Origin of the sequence: Dysosmobacter sp. HCP28S3_G4 (assembly GCF_052065175.1) — a bacterium.
Lineage (GTDB): Bacteria > Bacillota > Clostridia > Oscillospirales > Oscillospiraceae > Oscillibacter.
The window spans coordinates 1-21,929 of record NZ_JBQHUP010000041.1 but is presented as its reverse complement, the minus strand read 5'-3'; the positions used below and the strand labels follow the sequence as shown (position 1 = coordinate 21,929).

The 21,929-nt window shown below is 61.4% G+C and carries 19 protein-coding genes and 1 pseudogene; 13 read left to right on the top strand and 7 right to left on the bottom strand.

Annotated elements, in window-relative coordinates:
- Together ACTNBU_RS09835 and gap are read right to left on the bottom strand one after the other, a co-directional pair.
- A pseudogene (locus tag ACTNBU_RS09835) lies at positions 1–112 on the bottom strand (IS5 family transposase); the annotation flags it as partial.
- 190 nt (positions 113–302) lie between these two features.
- Complete coding sequence (gene gap, locus ACTNBU_RS09830; protein ID WP_441033449.1) at positions 303–1,328, bottom strand: type I glyceraldehyde-3-phosphate dehydrogenase; 1,026 nt, start codon at positions 1,326–1,328, stop codon at positions 303–305.
- Between the two features lie 398 nt (positions 1,329–1,726).
- On the opposite strand from gap, the gene ACTNBU_RS09825 reads away from it, so the two are divergent.
- Entirely contained in the window at positions 1,727–2,557 is an 831-nt protein-coding gene (locus ACTNBU_RS09825) for a sensor histidine kinase (RefSeq protein ID WP_441033446.1), read from the top strand.
- A 404-nt stretch (positions 2,558–2,961) separates the two neighbouring features.
- Here the strand turns inward: ACTNBU_RS09825 and ACTNBU_RS09820 are convergent, their stop codons facing one another.
- The 3 genes from ACTNBU_RS09820 to ACTNBU_RS09810 form a co-directional block, all read right to left on the bottom strand.
- The gene (locus tag ACTNBU_RS09820) at positions 2,962–4,659 is read right to left on the bottom strand and encodes a [FeFe] hydrogenase, group A (RefSeq protein ID WP_441033443.1); all 1,698 of its coding nucleotides are present in this window, start codon (positions 4,657–4,659) and stop codon (positions 2,962–2,964) included.
- A 13-nt stretch (positions 4,660–4,672) separates the two neighbouring features.
- Positions 4,673–6,544: an NADH-ubiquinone oxidoreductase-F iron-sulfur binding region domain-containing protein gene (locus ACTNBU_RS09815; protein WP_441033440.1), complete on the bottom strand. Its 1,872-nt coding sequence runs from the start codon at positions 6,542–6,544 to the stop codon at positions 4,673–4,675.
- A 65-nt stretch (positions 6,545–6,609) separates the two neighbouring features.
- Positions 6,610–7,098: a complex I 24 kDa subunit family protein gene (locus ACTNBU_RS09810; protein WP_441033438.1), complete on the bottom strand. Its 489-nt coding sequence runs from the start codon at positions 7,096–7,098 to the stop codon at positions 6,610–6,612.
- Positions 7,099–7,411: 313 nt separating this feature from the next.
- Between ACTNBU_RS09810 and ACTNBU_RS09805 the strand changes: the two genes are divergently transcribed.
- The 10 genes from ACTNBU_RS09805 to ACTNBU_RS09760 all read left to right on the top strand — a co-directional run bounded on the left by ACTNBU_RS09805 (position 7,412) and on the right by ACTNBU_RS09760 (position 17,518).
- Positions 7,412–7,645, top strand: a complete 234-nt coding sequence (locus ACTNBU_RS09805) for a hypothetical protein (RefSeq protein WP_441033435.1) — start codon at positions 7,412–7,414, stop codon at positions 7,643–7,645.
- Between the two features lie 15 nt (positions 7,646–7,660).
- On the top strand, positions 7,661–7,993 hold the full coding sequence (gene cutA / locus ACTNBU_RS09800; protein ID WP_441033433.1) for a divalent cation tolerance protein CutA: 333 nt from the start codon (positions 7,661–7,663) through the stop codon (positions 7,991–7,993).
- A 198-nt stretch (positions 7,994–8,191) separates the two neighbouring features.
- Positions 8,192–9,655 (top strand): sodium:solute symporter family protein, encoded by a 1,464-nt coding sequence (locus ACTNBU_RS09795; RefSeq protein ID WP_441033431.1) that lies wholly within the window; start codon positions 8,192–8,194, stop codon positions 9,653–9,655.
- Complete coding sequence (locus ACTNBU_RS09790; RefSeq protein WP_441033428.1) at positions 9,652–11,310, top strand: ATP-binding protein; 1,659 nt, start codon at positions 9,652–9,654, stop codon at positions 11,308–11,310. The genes ACTNBU_RS09795 and ACTNBU_RS09790 overlap by 4 nt, the downstream gene beginning before the upstream one ends.
- Positions 11,300–12,670, top strand: a complete 1,371-nt coding sequence (locus ACTNBU_RS09785; RefSeq protein ID WP_441033426.1) for a sigma-54-dependent transcriptional regulator — start codon at positions 11,300–11,302, stop codon at positions 12,668–12,670. Before ACTNBU_RS09790 ends, ACTNBU_RS09785 begins: the two co-directional genes overlap by 11 nt.
- 175 nt (positions 12,671–12,845) lie before the next feature.
- The gene (locus tag ACTNBU_RS09780) at positions 12,846–13,613 is read left to right on the top strand and encodes a LamB/YcsF family protein (RefSeq protein ID WP_441033425.1); all 768 of its coding nucleotides are present in this window, start codon (positions 12,846–12,848) and stop codon (positions 13,611–13,613) included.
- Between the two features lie 40 nt (positions 13,614–13,653).
- On the top strand, positions 13,654–14,913 hold the full coding sequence (locus ACTNBU_RS09775) for an NRAMP family divalent metal transporter (RefSeq protein ID WP_441033422.1): 1,260 nt from the start codon (positions 13,654–13,656) through the stop codon (positions 14,911–14,913).
- Positions 14,914–14,986: 73 nt separating this feature from the next.
- Positions 14,987–15,724: a 5-oxoprolinase subunit PxpB gene (gene pxpB, locus ACTNBU_RS09770; RefSeq protein ID WP_441033419.1), complete on the top strand. Its 738-nt coding sequence runs from the start codon at positions 14,987–14,989 to the stop codon at positions 15,722–15,724.
- Entirely contained in the window at positions 15,721–16,665 is a 945-nt protein-coding gene (locus ACTNBU_RS09765) for a biotin-dependent carboxyltransferase family protein (RefSeq protein ID WP_441033417.1), read from the top strand. The genes pxpB and ACTNBU_RS09765 overlap by 4 nt, the downstream gene beginning before the upstream one ends.
- Positions 16,666–16,696: 31 nt before the next feature.
- Entirely contained in the window at positions 16,697–17,518 is an 822-nt protein-coding gene (locus tag ACTNBU_RS09760; RefSeq protein WP_441033415.1) for a putative hydro-lyase, read from the top strand.
- A gap of 89 nt (positions 17,519–17,607) precedes the next feature.
- Here ACTNBU_RS09760 and ACTNBU_RS09755 read toward each other — a convergent pair whose 3' ends face one another.
- Positions 17,608–18,846: a PucR family transcriptional regulator gene (locus tag ACTNBU_RS09755; RefSeq protein WP_441033412.1), complete on the bottom strand. Its 1,239-nt coding sequence runs from the start codon at positions 18,844–18,846 to the stop codon at positions 17,608–17,610.
- A 378-nt stretch (positions 18,847–19,224) separates the two neighbouring features.
- Here ACTNBU_RS09755 and argF point away from each other — a divergent pair, with 378 nt between their 5' ends.
- A complete protein-coding gene (gene argF / locus ACTNBU_RS09750) occupies positions 19,225–20,220 on the top strand; it encodes an ornithine carbamoyltransferase (RefSeq protein ID WP_441033410.1) in 996 nt (331 codons plus the stop codon).
- Between the two features lie 105 nt (positions 20,221–20,325).
- Positions 20,326–21,264: a carbamate kinase gene (gene arcC, locus ACTNBU_RS09745; RefSeq protein ID WP_441033408.1), complete on the top strand. Its 939-nt coding sequence runs from the start codon at positions 20,326–20,328 to the stop codon at positions 21,262–21,264.
- A 69-nt stretch (positions 21,265–21,333) separates the two neighbouring features.
- Here arcC and ACTNBU_RS09740 read toward each other — a convergent pair whose 3' ends face one another.
- Entirely contained in the window at positions 21,334–21,672 is a 339-nt protein-coding gene (locus tag ACTNBU_RS09740; protein WP_441033406.1) for a helix-turn-helix domain-containing protein, read from the bottom strand.
- Positions 21,673–21,929: the final 257 nt, after the last annotated feature.

Genomic DNA, 21,929 nt, shown 5'->3' with positions numbered 1-21,929 from the left:
ATTTCATTCCGAATTTCCATTCATTGCCCTTTTTTGTCTGGTGCATTTCCGGATCTCGGGCTTTCTCCGCATTCTTGGTAGAGCTGGGAGCATTGATGATGGTGGCGTCTAACAACATAAAAAACACTCCTTTTTCGGCTATGTGATACCGAAAAGGGAGTGTTTTCATTGTGAATGGGGGATTCACTTGTTGGAACAACGAAAAACATCGTTATTCCACTTGGGACAGTTTATGCCAATAGAACAACTTGGGTAAGGGCGGAATCTGCTAGAAAAGTTGCAAAAAGCGAGTCTTTTCGCCTTCAATTCTGGTGATCCACCGCGTACATGTGGGCGATGAGGTCCAGGATCTTGTTGGTGTAGCCCCACTCGTTGTCGTACCATGCGATGAGCTTCACGAAGTTGTCGTCCAGCATGATGCCGGCGGTCTCGTCGAAGATGCAGGTCTCGCTGAAGCCCGTCAGGTCCGAGGAAACCACCTGGTCCGTGGTGTAGGAGATGATGCCCTTCATGCTGTTGTGGGCGGCGTTCTCAATGGCCACGCAGACATCGTGATAGGTGGCATGGTGCTTCAGCCGGGCGGTGAGGTCCACCACGGACACATCGTTGGTGGGCACCCGGAAGCTCATGCCGGTCATCTTGCCTTTCAGCTCCGGGATGACCATGCCTACGGCCTTGGCGGCGCCGGTGGTGGAGGGGATGATGTTGCCCAGAACACTGCGGCCTGTCCGCCAGTCCCGGCCGGCACGTGCGTCCACGGCCTTCTGCTTGGCGGTGGCGGCATGGATGGTGGACATGAGGGCCTGCTCAATGCCGAAGGTGTCGTTGATGACCTTGGTCATGGGGGCCAGACAGTTGGTGGTGCAGGAGGCGTTGGAGACCACGTTCATCTCCGGCGTGTATTTCAGATGGTTGACGCCCATGACAAAGGTGGGCGTGATCCCGTCCTTGGCGGGAGCGGAGATGACCACCTTTCTGGCGCCGTGGTTGAAGTGGGCGCTGGCCTTCTCCGTGGTGCAGTAGGCGCCGGTGGACTCGATGATGTACTCCGCGCCGCAGTCATCCCAGGGAATATTGGAGGCGTCCTCCTCACTGTAGATCCGGATCTTCTTGCCGTTGATGATGAGATGCCGGTCATCCCGCTCCACAGTCCCCTGGAAGGTCTTGAACACCGAGTCATACTTCACCTGATAGACCATATAGTCCAGATCCGCATTCCGCAGATTGATGCCGCAGATCTGATACGTGCCGCAGCCGCGCTCCACCATTACCCGCAGTGCCACTCGGCCGATACGGCCGAAACCATTGATTCCCACTTTGATCGCCATTGCAAGCGCCTCCATCATTCCGTTTTGTTTTTCCATTGCCGCGGCAGTCAATGCCGCTCCCCATAACAGAATTATAACATTGTTGCGTAAAAAATGCCTCAATTTTTACGTAAAAAATGAAACAAGTTTTCTGTGCGGCGTTGTGCGTTTTTGACAGGCAAACCTTTACTTTTTTGGAGGCCCCAGAAAGACGCCGGCAGAGCGCCGCAAAGAATTCGACAAAATTTGACATGATTCGACAAAATCCCTTGTTTTTCCAGAAATGATTTGCTATCATACGAATACATCCACCTGCAGCGGACATGCAGGGAGAGTTTTCCACGGTTTTGTGGAGAACTTCCTGTGAATGCTATATCAGAGCAAACCCGTCTTTCCAGAACCTGAAAGGAGTCCTCTCCATGGAAAACGATGATCTGATCCAATTGAGAACCCAATTGCTGTCGCATCTGCTGCCGGAGATATCTACCCATTTGCGCTACGCCCTGGGGAACCTGCATTTCGCGGCAGCGGCGCTGGCTCCGGCCTCCGCACGGGAAGAAGACCCGTCGCTGGACACCCGGGCCGCTATTCTGGATCAGAGCTATTACCGGCTCCTGCGGTTGGTGAACAATCTGTCCGTGGCAGCCTATATGAGCAGCGAGGAGCCCTTCCCTCTGCAGGACAGGGATATCGTGGGACTTGTGGAAAACATCTGCGACCAGTGCAGGTCACTGGCCAAGCTGCTGGATCTGGACTTTTCCTTCCAGTGTGAGAAGCCATCCTACGTCTGCGCCGTCAGCACAGATCCGCTGGAGCAGCTCGTCTTTCAGCTGCTGTCCAACGCCTTCAAGTTTACGCCCAAGGGCGGAAAGGTGACGGTGGAGCTGAAGTTCTCCGCCAAACGGGTCCTGCTTACCGTGGCGGACACCGGCTGCGGCATCCCGGAGGAGCTGAGGTCCCATCTGTTCGACCGCTATCTCCAGAAGGATCTGGTGACCATGCCGCCTCACGGGCTGGGCCTGGGCCTGCTGCTATGCCAGCTCATCGCCCACCGGCACAGCGGTTCCATGATGGCCGAGTCCCGGGAGGGCAAGGGCACACGGATCACGCTGTCCATCCCGGACCGACAGATGGGGGTCTCCCTGGTGGAGGATCAGCCCTTCGACTACGCGGGGGGCTTCAACCGCACGCTGCTGGGTCTGGCCGACGCCCTGCCGGCGGAGGCGTTCCTGCTGCGGAACCAGGAATAAACGATCAGAAGCCGGACCGCGGATGCGGTCCGGCTTTCCATAATAGGAGGGCCGTAGCGGCTGAACAGAGACACAGCGCAATGAGCGCCGCCGGTACATCCGGCGGCGCTCATACGGCCCCGTGACCGGGGGCGGGCTGGGTATATGGCTTCTGATCACCGTTCACTGATCGTCCACTCATCCTGAAAAATCAAATCATCCAAATCCCCACAGCTCGTTCTGTTCATCTCTGTGTCCTCCTTCGCTTTGGCATTTCCATCAGTATATGCGCCGCGGGTGGAGAAATTGCACGGAAACGGGCAAGAGAAGGAAAAATTCCGGCCGCGCCGGAGCAGAACGGAAAAACAGCCCCGCCGGGGCCACCGGCCCCGGGCGGGGCTTGCCGCTGTGACGGCGGCGAATGATCACGAGTGCTCCATATTGCGGTGGAGGAGCTGATGCTCCTTGCCCTTCAGCAGCGTGTCGTAGAGAGACAGCACCGTGGGGTTCTCATTGGCCTTCTTGATCTGGCAGGTGATGTCCGTGTCGTAGAGACCTCTGGCCCGGGCCTTCTTCGTCCGGGGACCGGCGCCCACCGGCTGTCCGCCGCCCATGATGCAGCCCCGGCGGCAGGCCATGACCTCCACGAAGTCGTAGTGGACCTCGCCGCGCTTGATGCGCTGGAGCAGCTTGTCCGCATTGCCCAGGCCGCTGACGATGGCTGCCTTCAGCTCCTTGCCCATGTACTCGAAGGTGATCTCCTTCAGGCCCGTGTCGCCCCGGACGCCGCTGGTGCGGATCTTGTCCATGTCCACCCGGTTGTGGCCCTTCAGGATGCGCCGCAGAACGGCCTCCGTCACGCCGCCGGTGACGCCGAAGATGACGCCGGAGCCGGAGCCAATGCCGAAAGGCATGTCGGCGGACTCGGCCTCCAGATTCTCAAAGCGGATGCCGGCCTTCTGGATCATGGCAGCCAGCTCCGTGGTGGTCAGCACGTAGTCGATGTCCCGCTTGCCGTTGGTCATGGACTCCGGACGGAGGATCTCATCCTTCTTGGCGGTGCAGGGCATGATGGAGACGGAAATCAGCCGCTTGCCCTGGTTGATCTCCGGATCCCGGTAATACTCCCGGATGACGGCGCCGAACATCTGCTGGGGAGAACGGCAGGTGGACAGATGGGGCGCGAACTCCGGATAGCGGTTCTCGCAGAACCGGACCCAGGCGGGGCAGCAGGAGGTGAACAGCGGCATGTCCTGATGGCCCGCGGACAGACGCTCCATCAGCTCCTCAGACTCCTCCATGATGGTGAGGTCCGCGCCGTAGGTGGTATCGTAGACCTCGTCGAAGCCCAGCCGGTGGAGGACGTTCACCAGCTTGCCCATGACGTTCTCACCCTTGGGCAGACCGAACTTGTCGCCCAGAGCGATCCGCACCGCCGGCGCCATCTGGGCCACCACGATGGTGTCCGGGTCCGCCAGGGCGCTCCACACGTCCTCGATGTTGGTCTTGATGCTGATGGCGCCGGTGGGGCACACCACCCGGCACTGGCCGCAGTTGACGCAGTCCGTCTGGGCGATGGTCTTGTTGAAGGCGGGGGTCACCAGGGTGTTGGTGCCCCGGTAGGCGAAGTCGATGGCGTTGACGGCCTGGACGTTGTCGCACATACGGACGCAGTCGCCGCAGAGAATGCACTTGTTGGGGTCCCGCACGATGGACGGGGAGGTCAGGTCGATGGGGTATTCCGCCTTTTTGTTCTCGAAGCGGATCCTGGTGACGCCCATGCGGTGGGCCAGCTCCTCCAGATGGCACTCGCTGCTCTTGCGGCAGGTGGTGCAGTCCCGGTCGTGGGCCGCCAGCAGCAGCTCCAGGATCATCTTCCGGTAGCGCATGAGACGGGGGGTGTTGGTGTAGATCACCATGCCGTCCCTGGGAGGCTCGGAGCAGGAGGCGAAGGTCTTGCCCCGGGCGTCCTCCACGGTGCACAGGCGGCACGCGCCGTACACCGACAGCTCGGAGTGATAGCACAGGGTGGGGATGTCGATGTCCGCGTTCCGGATGACAGTCAGCACGTTGGGCTCGTTGGTGAATTCCACCTTCCGCCCGTCAATGGTCATGTATCCCATATCCTGTCCCTCCTCACTTTTCCACAGAGATGGCGCCGAAGGCGCACTGTTCCACGCAGTTGCCGCACCGGATGCACTTGTTCAGATCGATGCTGTAGGGCGACTTCAGGACGCCCTGGATGGCTCCGGCGGGACAGCCCCGGGCGCACCGGGAGCAGCCCTTGCACAGCGCCGGGTCGATTTTGTAGACCCGCAGCTTGGAGCAGACGCCGGCGGGGCAGCGCTTGTCCCGGATGTGACGGATGTACTCGTCCTCGAAGGCGTTCAGAGTGCTGATGACCGGCTTGGGCGCACTCTTGCCCAGGCCGCACAGGGCGGTGCTCTGGATCATATCCGCCAGCTCCCGCAGCAGCTCCAGATCCTCCGGCTCGCCCCGGCCGTCCACGATGCGCTCCAGGATCTCCAGCATCCGCTTGGTGCCCTCCCGGCAGGGAACGCATTTGCCGCAGCTCTCCCGCTGGGTAAAGCTCATGAAGAACCGGGCCACCTCCACCATGCAGGAGTCCTCGTCCATGACCACCAGGCCGCCGGAGCCGATCATGGCGCCGATCCGGGCCAGGGAGTCGAAGTCCATTTTGCTGTCCAGCTGCTTTTCCGACAGGCAGCCGCCGGAGGGTCCGCCGATCTGGACGGCCTTGAATTTCTTGCCGTTGGGGATGCCGCCGCCGATGTCGAAGATGATCTCCTGCAGGGTGATGCCCATGGGCACCTCGATGAGGCCCGTGTGGCAGACGTTGCCCGTCAGGGCGAAGGCCTTGGTGCCGGGGCTCTCCGGTGTGCCGATGCGGCGGTACCAGTCCGCCCCGTGGAGGACGATCATGGGCACATTGGCGAAGGTCTCCACGTTGTTCAGCACTGTGGGTTTGGCCCAGAGGCCCTGCTCCACCGTCCGGGGCGGCTTGACCCGGGGCATGCCCCGCTTGCCCTCAATGGAGGCGGTGAGGGCACTGCCCTCGCCGCAGACGAAGGCGCCGGCGCCCCGGTTGATGTGCAGATGGAAGCTGAAGTCCGTGCCCAGAATGTGGTCGCCCAGCAGGCCCATCTCCTCCGCCTGGGAGATGGCCAGCTTCAGCCGCTCCACCGCCAGGGGATACTCCGCACGGACGTAGATGTAACCCTCCTGGGCCCCCACGGCGTAGGCCGCGATCATCATGCCCTCGATCATCCGGTGGGGGTCGCCCTCCATGACGCTGCGGTCCATGAAGGCACCGGGGTCGCCCTCGTCGCCGTTGCAGACCACGTAGCGGACAGTCTCCTTATGGGAGGCCACCTGCTTCCACTTTTTGCCCGTCAGGAAACCGGCGCCGCCACGGCCCCGGAGGCCGGAGTCGTACACCGTCTGTACCACGGCGGCCGGCGTCATCTCAAACAGGGCCTTTTCAAAGCCCTCGTAGGCACCTACCGCCAGCGCCGCCTCTATGTGCTCCGCGTCGATGTGGCCGCAGTTTTTCAGCACCAGACGGGTCTGCCGGGCGTAGAAGGGGATATCCTCCTGAGAGGGGTACAGCTTGCCCTCCTGCCGGTACATCAGCCGTTCCACCGGCTGGCCCCGGAGGATGGTTCTTTCAAAGATCTCCTCGCAGTCCGACAGCTGGACCTTCAGATATAAGTAGTTGTAAGGTTCAATACGCACCAGCGGACCCATCTCACAGAAGCCGTGACAGCCGCTCTTGTGGATGCTGGTGTGGGCGATCTCCGGGCCGAATTCCACGGAGACCCGGGGCTGATCCGCCGCCAGCTCCAGCAGACGGCGGTAGATCTTGTCGGAGCCGCCGGCCAGACAGCCGGTGCCGCCGCAGACCAGAACGCGGCAGGTGGTCTCCTTCAGCTTTCTCTGTGCTTCCAGACGGACCTGCTTCAGGTCCGTGTGATTTTCCATTCTCATACGCTACCATCCCTCTTGGCTCTGCGCCAATTGTTCTATTTCCGCAGGGGAACGGGGAACCGGACTTATGCCTCCTGCTCTGCCTGGGCGCGCAGCTCCCGCAGGAGCTCCTTCGCCTTTTCCGGCGTCATTTTGGAGTGGACATGCTCGTTGACCATGATGGCCGGCGCCAGACCGCAGGCGCCCAGACAGGAGACCGTCTCCACGGTGAACAGCAGATCGTCCGTGGTGTGCTTGGTCTCGCTGAGGCCCAGCTCCTTCCGCAGGCACTCCAGTACGGGAATGGCCTTGCGGACATGGCAGGCGGTGCCGTCGCAGACGCGGATGACGTATTTTCCCTTGGTCTCAAAGGAAAAGTTCTCATAGAAGCTGGCGACGCTGAAAGCCTTGGTCTCCGTGATGCCGATCTTCTGGGCAATATACCCCAGAAGCTCCGGGGGCAGATAGTGATAGGTCTCCTGGACATCCTGGATGATGGGGATCAGGGAGCGTTCTTCGGCCGTGTAGCGCGCGATGATCTCATCCGCTTTTTCATAGTACGATGCGTCCAGCATAAGGGGCCTCCTCTCCAAGCTCTAGCAGTTTTCATGTCATTTTTTTAACAATGACACATAAAAATTATACTATACGCCCAAATCCCTTTGCAATAGCTGAAGCGGAATTCGTAGGAATGGCTAAAACCGACCATGTAATTTTGGCAATTTCCATGGCGAAAGCATTAAAAAATGGAATGAATAAAATGAGAGGACTGCAACAGCCTGGAAAGAAATCCGCCGGAATGGATTGCAAACGGGCGGAAGTGTGGTACAATCATAAATCATACATGGATGCGCGTGAGCAGACAATGCGGAAAGTGAGGAGGATTTTATGGCGGAGATCATCAACTTTTCCCATGAGGAGGAGATGCCGGACCTGGACGGCATGAGCCGGGACCAGCTGCTGGCCTGGCTGCGGGAGATCCGGGAGCAGATCGCGCAGCTGGACGAGCAGGAGCCGGGGGACATGGAGAGCGAGGCCTATGAGGCCTGGGGCGAGCGGCATGAGACGCTGGAGGACCTGGCCGACGACATCCTGGACCGCCTGGACGCCCTGGAGCAGTGAGAACGGAGAATGGCCATGCCGGAGTTTCCGTACTGCAAGCTGGAGATCTATATTCCGGAATCCCATCTGGAACCGCTGCGGGAGGCGCTGCGGCGGGCGGATGCCGGACACATCGGAAATTACGACTGCTGCCTGTCCTACAGCCGGGTGACCAGCTGCTGGCGGCCGCTGGCGGGGACCTCGCCCTACCTGGGCGCTGAAGGGAAGATCAGCGTGGAGCCGGAGTACAAGGTGGAGGCCACCTGTCTGACCCGGAAGGTGGAGGAGACCGTGGCGGCGGTAAAGGCGGTGCACCCCTATGAGGAGCCGGTCATCAACGTGATCCCACTGTATCAGACCGGCCTTTGAGGATGGAGACGCCCGCCGGGAATGCCCGGATCCTGACAAAAGCCCGGTCCAGTACAGACTGGACCGGGCTTTTTGCTGCCCGTCCTCCGCCGAACCGCCGGTTTCCGGCGATTGACTTCGGGGCCGCTTTTTCCTATAATCAGAAGAAAGAGGCCGAAACATGGGGTTTCAACGGAACAGCCAAAGTGAGGACTGAAAATGATGAGTAAGACCGCTCTTTACCTCCTCTATTTCTGTATTTACTCCCTGGTACTGATGATCATCGGCAAAAACAGTCTCCGCGCGGGGCGCTCCATGCGGGACTATTTCATCTGCGGCCGGTCGGTGAGCCTGCCCCTGTGCATCTGCACCTTCACCGGCACCTGGGTGTCGGCCATCACCGTCCTCAGCCTCACCAGCAGCGTGTACGAGGACGGCATCTCCGTGCTGATCTACTCCGTGGCGCCCTGGTTTTTCGGCGCCTTTCTGCTGGCGCTGGTGGCCCGGCGGCTCCACCAGACCGACGTCATCACCGTGCCGGAGTTCTTCCGGGTCCACTACGGCTCCCGGGCGCTTCAGTGCGTCTACGGCGTCATCTTCATGCTGGTGTACATCCTGTACCTGGTCTCCCAGTATAAGGGCTTCGGCACCGTGGCCTCGGCGGTCTTCGACATCCCCTATCCCCTGGCGGTGGGCATGGTCTACCTGTTCATCCTCTACACCACTCTAGGCGGCTACCGCTCCGTGGTGCGGACGGACGTGTTCAATCTGATCCTGCTGGTGCTGGGACTGGCGGTGATCTGCGGCACCATTCTGTCCAGAGCCGGGGGCCTTAGCGCCCTGCTGACCCAGGCGGGACAGATCTCCGGCTATGCCCACAGCGGCATGAGCCAGCCCACCCAGCCCGGCGGCCTGTTCACGCTGTTCTCCGACCGGTACACCCCGCTGGTGAGCCTGTCCATGTTCTTCGGCTGGGGCCTGGGACTGGCCGCAAATCCCCAGTACGTGGTGCGTCTGCTGGGCGCCAAGGACGACCGCACCGCCCGGAACACGGTGCTGTGCTCCCTGGTTCTGCTGGTGGGGATCATCCTCATGCTGGTGCTCATCGGCCTGGGGATGCGGGTGCTGGTGCCCGTCCTCGCCACCGAAGAGACCACCGATGAGATCTTCGTCCGGCTCATCAACAACGAGCTGTACTCCCCCTGGAGCGGCTTCTTCCTGTTCTCTGTCATCGGCGCCTGCATCTCCACCGCCAATTCCCAGCTGCTGCTCATCGCCTCCTCCTTCTCCTATGACGTGGTGAATTCCATCAGCCCCAAGCCCCTGCCGGAGAAGAGGGTGGTGTTTCTGGGACAGATGGCCATTCTGCTGTGCGGCACCCTGTCCATGATCCTGACGCTGGACCCGCCGCTGTTCACGCTGTCCTACGGCGGCGACATCTGGGGCGTGGTGGGCATCCTGCTGTTCCCGCCGCTGTACGGCACGCTGGTCAGTAAAAAGATCACCCGGCGGGGCGTCTGGGCCTGTCTGACGGCGGGCGTGCTGTCCATCACGGTGTTCTATCCCATCTACTACCGGGGCGGGATGTCGGCCCATCCGGCCATGTTCGGCGTGTTGCTGTCCACAGCGGCCATGTTCCTGGTCTCCGCCGTCGACCGGCGCCGGGGAGGGCCAACGCCATGAAGAAGCGCAATCTGTTCAGCATTGAGAACAAGATCCTGATCCCCTTCGTCAGCATCACGCTGGTGGCCATCGCCGGACTGTTCGCGGTCTTCTATCAGATGGAGTACAAGATCAAGCTGGAGAGCGAGGGGGTCAACGCCCAGGCGCTGGTGGCCTATATCAACGCCGACATCGACGCCGGCGGCTACTGGAAGGACCCGGCGGCCCTGGTGAAAAAATACGAGGAGACCTACCGGGGAGAGGATCTGTTCATCTATGACCGGGACGGGACGCTGTTGTTCAGCCGCCGTCAGGTCTCGGGGGACGAACTGGTCCTCCAGGACAGCAGCGACAATCGCCTGGGCTGGCGGATCGTCTGCTCCATGAACCGGCAGGCCCTGAACAACGCCTTCATTGACGAGCAGCATTACGTCATTCTGGGGGCGCTGGCCATGCTGCTGATCATCGTGCAGTTCAGCGTGCTCATCGCCTATCACATCTCCAGCCCCATCTCGGAACTGAGCCGGCTGTGCACCCGGATCAGCCGGGTGCCGGAGCACTCGGAGGATCTGGTGCGGGAGTACACCCGGCGCCGGGACGAGGTGGGGGAGCTGGCCGCGGCCTTCCAGGCCATGATGGAGCGCCTGCGGGACTATACGGACGAGCTGTCCTGGGTCAAGACCCTGAACGAGAGCATCGTGGAGAACCTGCCTATCGGCGTGGTGGTGTGGAACGGCAGGCGGGAGGTCATCTTCCGCAACGCCCGGGCGGAGGCCATGCTGGACCAGACAGACGAGGTGGACGAACAGGGCCGGGACCTGCGGACCATCCTCAACGAGATGGCCCGGAAGGACGCGGTGCTTCCCACCGCCGCCCGTCTGCGGGGCGCCGACGGCAAGTGGCACAGCTACGAGCTGGGTGCCTGGGCGCTGCGCCATCCAGACGGCGGGGACTGGGGCAATCTGTACACCATCGACGACGTGACCTATCAGCGGCACATGGAGGAGAAGCTCAGCAGAGACGAAAAGCTGGCCTATACCGGCCAGCTGGCGGCGGACATCGCCCATGAGGCCCGCAATCCCCTGGCCGGCATCCGGGCAGGGCTCCAGGTGGTGGGCCGGAAGCTGGCCGACCAGCGGGACCAGCTGCTGTGCAGCGAGATGCTGCGGGAGGTGGACCGGGTCAATCTGCTGGTGGAGAATCTGCTGAACGTGTCCCGGAAGCGGGAGAGCGAGAAGACCACCGTGGCCCTCAACGCCCTCAGCGAGGAGATGGGGATGCTCTACTCCAAGGTGGCGGAGAACAAGGGCGTCACTCTGTCCATTGAGATTGATGAGGATCTGTGGGTCCTGGCGGACGAGCAGGAGCTGCGGCAGATCCTCATCAATCTCATCAACAACAGCATCAAGGCCCTGTCCAACGGCGGCCGGGTCCGGCTGTGCGGCCGCTGCGGAGAGGACGGCGTCACGGTGATGGTGGAGGACAACGGCCCCGGCATGGACGAGCAGAAGCTGCTCCGGGCATTGCGGGGAGAGGACGGCGGCCTTGGCCTGCCCATCGCGCAGCGGCTGGCGGAGCAGAACGGCGGCCGGCTGCGGTTTGAGACCAGCCCCGGTCAGGGGACCCGGGCGATCCTGATCTTCCACGGAACAGGAGGTATCCATCATGAAGTATAAAGTTCTGATCGTGGACGACGAACCGCTGATCCGGATGTCGCTGGAGAGCGGCCTCTTCGACCTGGGATATGAGCCCCGGTCTGCCGCGGACATCCAGGAGGGGCTGGCCCTGGCTGAGCAGTTCTCTCCCGACGCGGTGCTGCTGGACAACCGGCTGGGCGGCGAGCTGGGCGTGGAGCATGTGGGCGACTTCAAGCGCATCGACGAGGACATGATGGTGATCCTCATGACCGCCTACGGCTCCGTGTCCCAGGCGGTGGAGGCCATGAAGCTGGGTGTCAGCGACTATGTGCAGAAGCCCTTCGACCTGGAGGAAGTGGACCTGATCATCAGCCGGGGGATGGAGCAGCTGACCCGGCGGCGCAGTCTGGAGCTGATGCGGCTGCGGCCCCACAAGATGCTGGGGTGCAGCCAGGCCATCGCCCAGATCCGGGAGAACATCCGGATCCTGGCGGAAAACGACAATGTGGACCTGCTGATCTGCGGCGAGACCGGCACCGGCAAGGAAGTGGTGGTCAACAGCATCCACAACGGCAGCTCTCGCCGGGACAAGCCCATGGTGAAGATCAACTGCGGCGCCATCCCGTCCAATCTGCTGGAGTCGGAGCTGTTCGGTTATGAGAAGGGTGCCTTCACCGGAGCGGCCAAGGCCAAGAAGGGCCTGATGGAGCTGGCCAACGGCGGCACCGTCTTTCTGGACGAGATCGGCGAGCTGCCCCTGTTCATGCAGGCGAAGCTGCTGACCTTCCTGGAGGACCGCAGCTTCAAGCGGGTAGGCGGCCTGCGGGACATCGAGGTCAACGTCCGGGTGGCCGCCGCCACCAACCGGGACCTGGAGGCGGAGGTCCGCAAGGGCACCTTCCGGGAGGACCTGTACTACCGGCTGAACGTGATGCAGATCCACATCCCGCCCCTGCGGGAGCGGCGGGAGGATATCCCCGTGCTGTGCCAGTACTATCTGGAGCACTTCAACCGGAAATTCAACAAGTCCCTCCGGGGCATCCACCCGGATTTCATGGAGACCTTGCAGAACCACTACTGGAAGGGGAACGTGCGGGAGCTGCGAAACGTCATGGAGCGCAGCGTCCTCTTTGCCCGGGGAGAGCTGCTGACCGGCGAGAACGCCGGACTGATCCCACAGAGCGGCACCCTTCCGCAGCCCTCCGGTCCGGCCTTCCCCATGCGGGACCTGGCCAGCGGCCCGGTGGATCTGAAAAAAGAGGTGGAGACCTTCGAGCGGACCTACATCGACCGGGCCATGGAACTGGCCGGAGGCAATCTGTCCCGGGCGGCCCAGCTGCTGGGCTGCACCCGGTTCACCCTGAAGCGGCGGCTGGACGGGGACGGAACGCCGGAGTAAAACGTGCGATTTTGAACGCCCGGATGTGCGGAAATGCACATCCGGGCGCTTTTTTACGCTCAATAAGTTTGAAGATCAGACGCTTTTCGATCTCAAACGACAGAAAAGCGGGATAAAACCGTTTGGCACAGGAATTGCTATTAATAAGGCAGAAACTTTTTGAGGAGGGAATCTTATGTACAAAGTGGATCTGAACAGCGACCTGGGCGAGAGCTTCGGCGCCTATACCATCGGTATGGACGAAGCGGTCATCGCCCACATCTCATCGGCCAACGTCGCCTGCGGCTACCACGCCGGTGATCCCCTGGTCATGGACAAGACCATCGCCGCCGCCAGGGCCGCCGGTGTGGCGGTGGGCGCCCATCCCGGCTATCCCGATCTCATCGGCTTCGGACGCCGGAACATGGCCTGTTCCCCCAAAGAGGTCAAGGCCTATGTGAAGTACCAGCTGGGCGCTATGATGGCCTTCGCCGCCTCCAACGGCGTGAAGGTGCAGCACTGCAAGCCCCACGGCTCCATGTACAACATGGCCGCCAAGGACATGGATCTGGCCATGGCCATCGCGGAGGCCATTGCTGAGGTGGACAAGGACATCATTCTCATGGGTCTGGCGGGCAGCAAGATGCTGGAGGCCGGAAAGCAGCTGGGCCTGCGGGTGGCCAGCGAGGTCTTCGCCGACCGGGCCTATCAGGCAGACGGCTCCCTGGTGCCCCGGAAGCAGCCCGGCGCCGTCATCCACGACAAGGACGAGGCCATTGCCCGCACCGTCCGCATGGTCACAGAGGGCAAGGTGACGGCCATCACCGGTGAGGAGGTCGCCATCGACGCCCACTCCATCTGTGTCCACGGCGACAACCCCTCGGCGGTGGAGTTCGTGAAGAACATCCGGGCGACGCTGGAGAGCGAGGGAATCACCATCGCCCCCATCGCGGAGATCGTGTGACGAAAAGTACGTAAGATCAAATATTGAGGGAGGTATATCCATGAGTGAGAAGGAACCCAAGACCAGTCTGAATCAAACAGCGGCGAAGCCCAGCCGCTCCGTTCTGTTCGGCGCGGCATTCCTGATGGCGATGTCCGCCATCGGCCCCGGCTTTCTGACCCAGACCTCCAAATTTACCGCCCAGTATGGCGCCAAGCTGATCATGGTCATTCTGCTGGTCATCCTGATGGACATCACCGCGCAGATGAATATCTGGTCCGTGGTGTTCGTGAGTAAAATGCGCGCGCAGGATGTGGCCAACAAGCTACTGCCCGGCCTGGGTATCTTTGTCGCCGTGCTGGTAGCCATCGGCGGCCTTGCCTTCAACATCGGCAACGTGGGCGGCGTGGCCCTGGGCTTCAACGCCATGTTCGGCCTGAATGAAAAGGTCGGCGCCGTGGTGGCCGGCTGCCTGGGCATCATTATCTTCATCAACAAAAACGCCAAGACCATCATGGATAAGGTGGCCACGGTGCTGGCCGCCGTGATCCTGATCACCGTGACGGTGGTGGCCGTCATCTCCCAGCCGCCGCTGGGCGAGGTGGCCAAGGGCGCGGTCTCCTTCGGGGAACTGCCCACCATGTTCGTCTGCATCACCACCCTGCTGGGCGGCTCCTGCGGCGGCTACATCGCGTTCTCCGGTGCCCACCGTCTGATGGACGCCGGCATCTCCGGCAGCGAAAATGTGGGCCATGTCCGCAAGAGCGTTCTTCAGGGCGTCTGCACCTCCGGCGCGGTCCGGATCCTGCTGTTCCTGGCGGTTCTGGGCACCTGCATGGTGGGCAGCCAGTGGAACGCCGCCAACGCCGACGCCATCATCGCTGCCAGCAACCCCGCCGCCGAGGCCTTCCGGCTGGCGGCCGGCAATCTGGGCTACCGGATGTTCGGCCTGTGCCTGTTCTCCGCCGGTATCTCCTCCGTGGTGGGCGCGGCCTTCACCTCCGTCTCCTTCCTGAAGACGCTGCATCCCTTTATCGCCAAGTATGAGCGGCAGTTCGTGGTTGCCTTCATCGCCTTCTCCACGATGACCATGGCCATTCTGGGCGGCGCGGCGAAGCTGCTGATCATTGCCGGCGCTGTCAACGGCCTGATCCTGCCCATCACGCTGGGCGTCATGCTGCTGGCCAGTCGGAACAAGAAGATCGTGGGCGAGGACTACAAGCACCCCACCTGGATGCTGGTGCTGGGCATCATCGTGTTCGCCATCGCGGCCTATGCGGGCATCAAGTCCGTTCCCGGCATCATGAAGCTGTTCGCCTGATCCCGCTACATCCATTCAGACCGGAGGGCCTGTCCCCGGACGGCCCCTCCGGCCTGTACAGAAAGGAGTTCCTATGTCCGACGTCAGATTCCTCATTACAGGCGATACCTCGCTGACAGTGGAGTTCGGCAACGAGATCAGCGAGGCCATCAACGCCAAGATCCGGGCGTTCAGCATCGCCCTGGCGGACAGCGGCATCCCCGGCATCGTGGAGACGGTGCCCACCTACCGCTCTCTGATGATCCACTACGACCCGGGCGTCATTCTGTACGAGCCGCTGGTGGAGCGGCTCCGGGGCCTGCTGGGCAATCTGGACCGCATCGAGATCCCGCCCAGCGACGTGCTGGAGATCCCCGTTCTGTACGGCGGGGAGATGGGCCCAGACCTGGAGTTCGTGGCCCAGCACAGCGGCAAGACCCCGGAGGAGGTAGTGAAGATCCACACCTCCACTGAATACCTCATCTACATGCTGGGCTTCACGCCGGGCTTCACCTATCTGGGCGGCATGAGCGAGGAGATTGCCACGCCCCGTCTGAAAACGCCCCGGGTGAAGATTCCTGCCGGTTCCGTGGGCATCGCCGGTGCCCAGACCGGCGTCTATCCCATCGATTCCCCCGGCGGCTGGCAGCTCATCGGACGGACCCCCGTGCGGATGTACGACCCGGACCGGGAGACGCCCATTCTGCCTCAGGCGGGCCAGTACATCCGGTTCTACGCCATCGACCAGGCGGAGTATGACCGCATCGCGGCGGAGGAGGCCGCAGGCACCTACGTCTGCGGGCGCCATCCCAGAAAGGAGGGCGGCAAATGAGCATCACCGTATTGAATCCCGGCCTGCTGACCACGGTCCAGGACATGGGCCGTGTGGGCTATCAGCAGTTCGGCGTGTCCGTCTCCGGCGTCATGGACCCCCGGGCCGCCTCCATCGCCAACATCCTGGCGGACAATCCGGAGGATGAGGCGGTGCTGGAATGCACCATGCTGGGGCCCCATCTGCGGTTCGATCAGGACAACTGCATCGCCATCACCGGCGGCGACCTGGGGCCCACCCTGGACGGCCAGCCCGTCCGGGGCTATCAGGCCATCCAGGTCAAGGCCGGACAGGTGCTGCGCTTTACAGCCCCCAAGACCGGCTGCCGGGCGTACGTTGCCTTCACCGGCGGCCTGGACATCCCCGTGGTGATGGGGAGCCGCTCCACCAACCTGCGGGCCAAGATCGGCGGCCTGGAGGGCCGCAAGCTGAACAAGGGCGACGTCATCGGCTTCCGCGCCCCCAGGGCGAATCTGAAGAATCTGGGCCTCCGATCCATCGCGCCGGAGTTCGTGCCCCGGAGCGAGTACATCCTCCGGGTGGTGCTGGGGCCCCAGGACGACGCTTTCACCAAGGAGGGACTGGACACCTTCCTGGGCCAGACCTACACTGTCACGCCGGAGTTCGACCGGATGGGCTGCCGCCTGGACGGCCCGGTGATCCAGCACGTGGAGTCCGGCGACATCATCTCCGACGGCATCTCCTTCGGCGCCATCCAGGTCCCCGCCGCCGGAAAGCCCATCATCATGCTCTGCGACCGGCAGACCACCGGCGGCTATACGAAGATCGCCACCGTCATCTCCGCGGACTTCCGCCTGCTGGCCCAGCTGAAGGCCGGAGACAAGCTCCGGTTCCAGCGGGTGACCATCCAGCACGCCCAGGACGCCCTGCTGACCCAGCGGGCGGCCCTGCGGGCCCTGCGGTCCTCCGTGGGCATGTGACGGCGACACTATCAAAACAGGAGGAATCATCATGGCCTTTGACATCACCCCCTATATAGACCGCAAGCCCGCTGAAGTCCGGCAGCTGATCCGCCAGGGCGTCATCGACTTTCCCACCGCCGGCATGTGCCGGGGCTATGCCCAGGCCAATCTGGTCATCCTGCCCCCGGACTACGCCGCCGACTTCGAGGAGTACGCCAAACGCAATCCCTTCCCCTGCCCCATTCTGGAGATCATCAAGGGCACGCCGGAGACCCACGCCATGGGCGAGGGCGGCAACATCTGCACCGACATCCCCCGCTACCGGGTCTATGAGAACGGTGTGTTCACCAAGGAGCTGACCGACGCCTCCGACTACTGGAAGGAGGGCTATGTGGGCTTCCTCATCGGCTGCTCCTTCTCCTTCGAGGAGGCGCTGATGGCCGCCGGCATTGAGGTGCGGCACATCGCCCAGGGGCGGAACGTGCCTATGTTCAAGACCAACATCCAGACGGTGAAGGCCGGTCCCTTTGAGGGCCCCATGGTCTGCTCCATGCGGCCCATGACGCCGGAGAACGCCCAAAAGGCCTACGACATCACAGTGAAGATGCCCAACGTCCACGGCGCGCCCGTCCATATGGGCGACCCCGCCGAAGTGGGCGTGGCGGACATCATGAAGCCTGACTACGGCGATCCGGTGGACATCTACGAGGGGGAGATCCCGGTGTTCTGGCCCTGCGGCGTGACGCCCCAGGCGGCCGTGGAGAACGCCAAGCCTCCCATCGTCATCACCCACGCCCCCGGACATATGTTCATCACCGATATCCTCAATTCTGAACTCAACGACTATTTGGAGGCGAAGAAGACCCAATAACTGTGTTTCCTCAGCAAAGCCCGGCCTGTTTGAGAGCTTTCCCTTCTCAAGCAGGCCGGGCCTGATTCTGCCCTATGGATGCCGCGCGGTCAGAGGACCGCATCTTCGTGCACGGACGGACTTGCTCCTTGCTGGAGCATCTCATTGGCCATGTGGATCTTCGCCGCTACGGAGAGCTGTTCCCGGGCTGCCTCCGAGCGGTGGTCCAGGCCGGTGATGTCGTAGATGCGCCCCAGCCGGTAGCGGATGGTCTGCTCATGCTGGGCCAGGCGGCGGGCTGTCTCCGGAACGCTGCAATCCGTCTCAATGTAGACCTTCAGCGTCTCCCGCAGATTGGTCTTGTTCTCCAGATCGTACTCCTCAATGGGCAGCAGGATGGATCGGCTGAACCGCTGCATGTCGCTGTTCTGGCAGCAGGTGAAGATCAGCCGGTACAGGCCCAGGCCGCTGTAGTCGCAGTAGCCGCCGTGGTGGGCGGCGCTGTAGCGCGCGGCGCAGATGGCTTCCGTCAGCGCCTGACGGAATTCCGTCAGGGTGTTGTGCAGCTCACTGACGCCGCCGTGTACCGCGGCGCAGGCCTGGACCTTCTTCCCGAAGAAGGCGTCGGAGAGGGTGGTTTTTTCCTTATGGGAGATGTACTCCCGGGACTTCACCAGCAGGATGCCGCCCCGGAACTCACAGATGAAGTCCTCACAGGAGACGAATCCCTCCTGCCGGTAGCGGTCGATGTCCGCCTGGATCTGGGCGGAGGCGGTCAGCTCGTCGAAGGTCCGGTAGAGACAGAAATACTGGCTGTTAAAGGAGGGATTCAGCTCCAGGGCGTGCTGGCGGATCTCTCCCGGCGGCAGCTCCCGCTCCAGAACGGCGGACAGGACGTTCTTGACATATTCGATGTCCTTCAGCCGCTCGTTCCGGTGGTAGATAGTGCAGATCATGCTCTCGAAGGAGACGTTGATGGAGTCGTCCGAGGCGCTGACCGAGCCCACCAGAAAGATGGGGAAGTCCCGGGCGTCGGCATAGCGGACCACGGACTCCGGGATGGGCAGCTTCAGCACGTTCCGGATCACCAGTCCCGCGGTCTTCTTGAGGTAGAGGTGCTTCACCGCGTCCAGAATGGCGAAGGGATTGTCCCTGGCGTAGAGGAAGGTGGTCAGCACCAGCTGGCCCTCGTGAAAATTCGTGTGGAAGAACTTGTCCTTCAGGGTGGGGAGCAGCTCGTAGTCCAGGATGTCGCAGTCCCGGATGATGCGGGACATGCCGCCGCTGCCCGCCACGATCTTCAGAGAATCATAGTAGGTGTGATAGAAATCTGAAACGGTATAGCTCATTCCCATACCCCCTTTTGTTGCTTACTATAACAGAAAATGCCGCATATCACAAATAAATTTTGATGAGGCCGGAAAATCAGGGTTTTGATTTATAAAAATAGCAAATAAAAACTGATTATATTTATAATTTCAAATAAGAATTCAAACTTGAAGACAGCCGGATAAAACGATATTCTCAATGATAGAAGCCCGTGGAGCGCGGGCCGGCCCGGACTGCCCTTACTTTTTATATTAGGATGCCGCAGTCATCCGGATCCGGAGCACGCTTTCCCTGATCCCCAAACAGGACAGGGCTTTGTCTGAATGATCAATCGCCAGGCTTTCCCCACGGGAAAAACGCTGAAAAATCTTTGAAATACAAAACAGGAGGAATTTACCATGCCCGTCAATCTGAAAGGCCGCTCTTTTCTCACGCTGAAGGATTTCACTCCCGATGAGATCCGCTATCTGCTGAACCTCGCCGCTGACCTCAAGTCCAAGAAGCGCGCCGGTATCCACACCAACCTGCTGGGCGGCAAGAACATCGTCCTGCTGTTTGAGAAGACCTCCACCCGTACCCGCTGCGCCTTCGAGGTAGCCGCCTATGACGAGGGTGCCCATGTCACCTTCCTGGACTCCAAGTCCTCTCAGATGGGCAAGAAGGAGACCATGGCCGACACCGCCAAGGTCCTGGGCCGCTTCTATGACGGCATCGAGTACCGCGGCTATGACCAGAAGGTGGTGGAGGGCCTGGCCCAGCACGCCGGTGTTCCCGTGTGGAACGGTCTGACCGACGTGGACCATCCCACCCAGGCTCTGGCCGACATCCTGACCCTGAGCGAGAACACCAGCAAGCCCCTGAGCAAGTGCAAGCTGGTCTTCTGCGGCGACACCCGCAACAACGTGGCCTACTGCCTGATGTACATCTGCTGCAAGCTGGGCATCCACTATGTGGGCTGGGGCCCCAAGGAGCTGGCTCCCGCGCAGGAAGTGCTGGACTACTGCAGAAAGGTGGGCGAGGAGACCGGCGCCGTCATCGAGTACGGTGAGGACATCTCCCTGCTGAAGGGTGCCGACGCCCTGTACACCGACATCTGGGCCTCCATGGGCGAGGAGGACAAGATCCCCGAGCGCGTCAAGCTGCTGACCCCCTACAAGGTGACCAAGGATGTCATGGCCGCCACCGAGAATCCCGAGTGCATCTTCATGCACTGCCTGCCCTCCTTCCACGACTTCGACACCACCATGGCGAAGTCTCAGCAGGAACTGGGCTACGACATCCGCGAGGTCACCGACGAGGTGTTCCTCTCCCCGCAGTCCAAGGTCTTCGATGAGGCCGAGAACCGCATGCACACCATCAAGGCGGTCATGGTGGCCACCATCGGCAACATCTGATACCGTATCTTCACCTTCCCCCGGCGGGTGCTTCCTTTCCTCCCGCCGGGGGGCCAACCTTTCACGATCAACTGTGATCAAATTTTATGAAGGAGGACTTCGATTATGGAGACCATCGTCATCGCTCTGGGCGGCAATGCGCTCACCATCGACGGCAAGCTGGCCGACGCACGGACCCAGCTGCGCATCATCGACAACACCTCGGATGAGGTGGCTGACATCATCCAGCAGGGCTACAAGGTCGTCATGACCCACGGCAACGGTCCGCAGATCGGCGGCATCGTGATGCAGAATGAGTCCAGCGCCAACATCACTCCCGCCATGCCCTTCGACGTGTGCGGCGCCATGAGTCAGGGCATGCTGGGCTATCACATGGTGCAGGGCCTGCAGCGGGCCATGCGCCTCAAGGGCGGCACGGTCTCTCCCGTGGCCATGGTGACCCAGGTGGTAGTGGACCCCGAGGATCCGAAGTTCAAGAACCCCACCAAGCCCATCGGCCCGTTCTACACCGAGGAAGAGGCCAAGAAGCTGGAGGAGGAAAAGGGTTATATCATGAAAGAGGACGCCGGCCGCGGCTGGCGCCGCGTGGTGGCCTCTCCGCTGCCCAAGGAGATCGTGGAACTGAAGGCCATCCGTGACCTGATGGACGCCGGTCACACCGTCATCGCCGTGGGCGGCGGCGGCATCCCCGTGTTCCGCGACAAGGACGGCGACCTGGACGGCATCGCCGCAGTCATCGACAAGGACCTGGCCTCCGAGCGGCTGGCCCAGGACCTGGACGCCGACATCTTCATGATGCTGACCGCCGTGGAGAAGTGCTACGTCAACTTCCGCAAGCCGGACCAGAAGGCCCTGGACAAGATCACTGTGGAAGAGGCCAAGGAGTACGTCCGTCAGGGCCAGTTCGCCGCGGGTTCCATGCTGCCCAAGGTGGAGGCCGCCATCCGTTTCGTGGAGGCCCGTCCCGGCCGCCGGTGCATCATCACCACCCCCGACAAGTCCGTGGAGGCCCTGAAGGGCAACGCCGGCACCATCATCTGCTAAGATACGATTCCCAAATGAACCCGACAGAGGGGCGGCTGCTGCCGCCCCTCTGTGATTTTCAGGGCAGGTCTATCCGGAGATCCTGCACCCAGGCTCCGACAGGGACGGGCGCACAGCGATTTTTGCGCAAGAGAAACTGCTGGACAGGTGTGCAAAGTTTGCTTTGACCAAATAGAAACGATTCCATAAAAACAGTGCGATGAGGTTTGCGAAAGGGAACATGACCGCTGGAGGCTGCTGATTGCATTGGCTCCGGCGCCGCAGAGGGCAAGTGTAACGGCCCTGCACCGCGCCGCAGGCGGCTTCCAGCCGCTTCATCTGTTCGCAGAAGGCCTGCTGGGTGACGAACAGCCGCTGGGCAGCGGCGCTGATGCTGCCTTCCTCGGCCAGCACCAGGAAGTATTTCATGCCGGTATTCAAGGATCATCTGCCCCTTTCTCAGGTAAAAAACACGCTTTTCTTCATACTAGAAGATTGCTCCTCCTGATCACAAGATATCTCCTGATAATATCAGAAAAATACCTGCTTTTTCTTTCTGATGGACTGTTGTATACTAATGTCTGCTGAATAATTGAAAAATCCTTACAGTGCAAGCTGTTGAGGCTGATTTGTGATATGATAAGAGTATCAAAAAACGCAAGAATCAGGTAAAAACCTTGCACTTG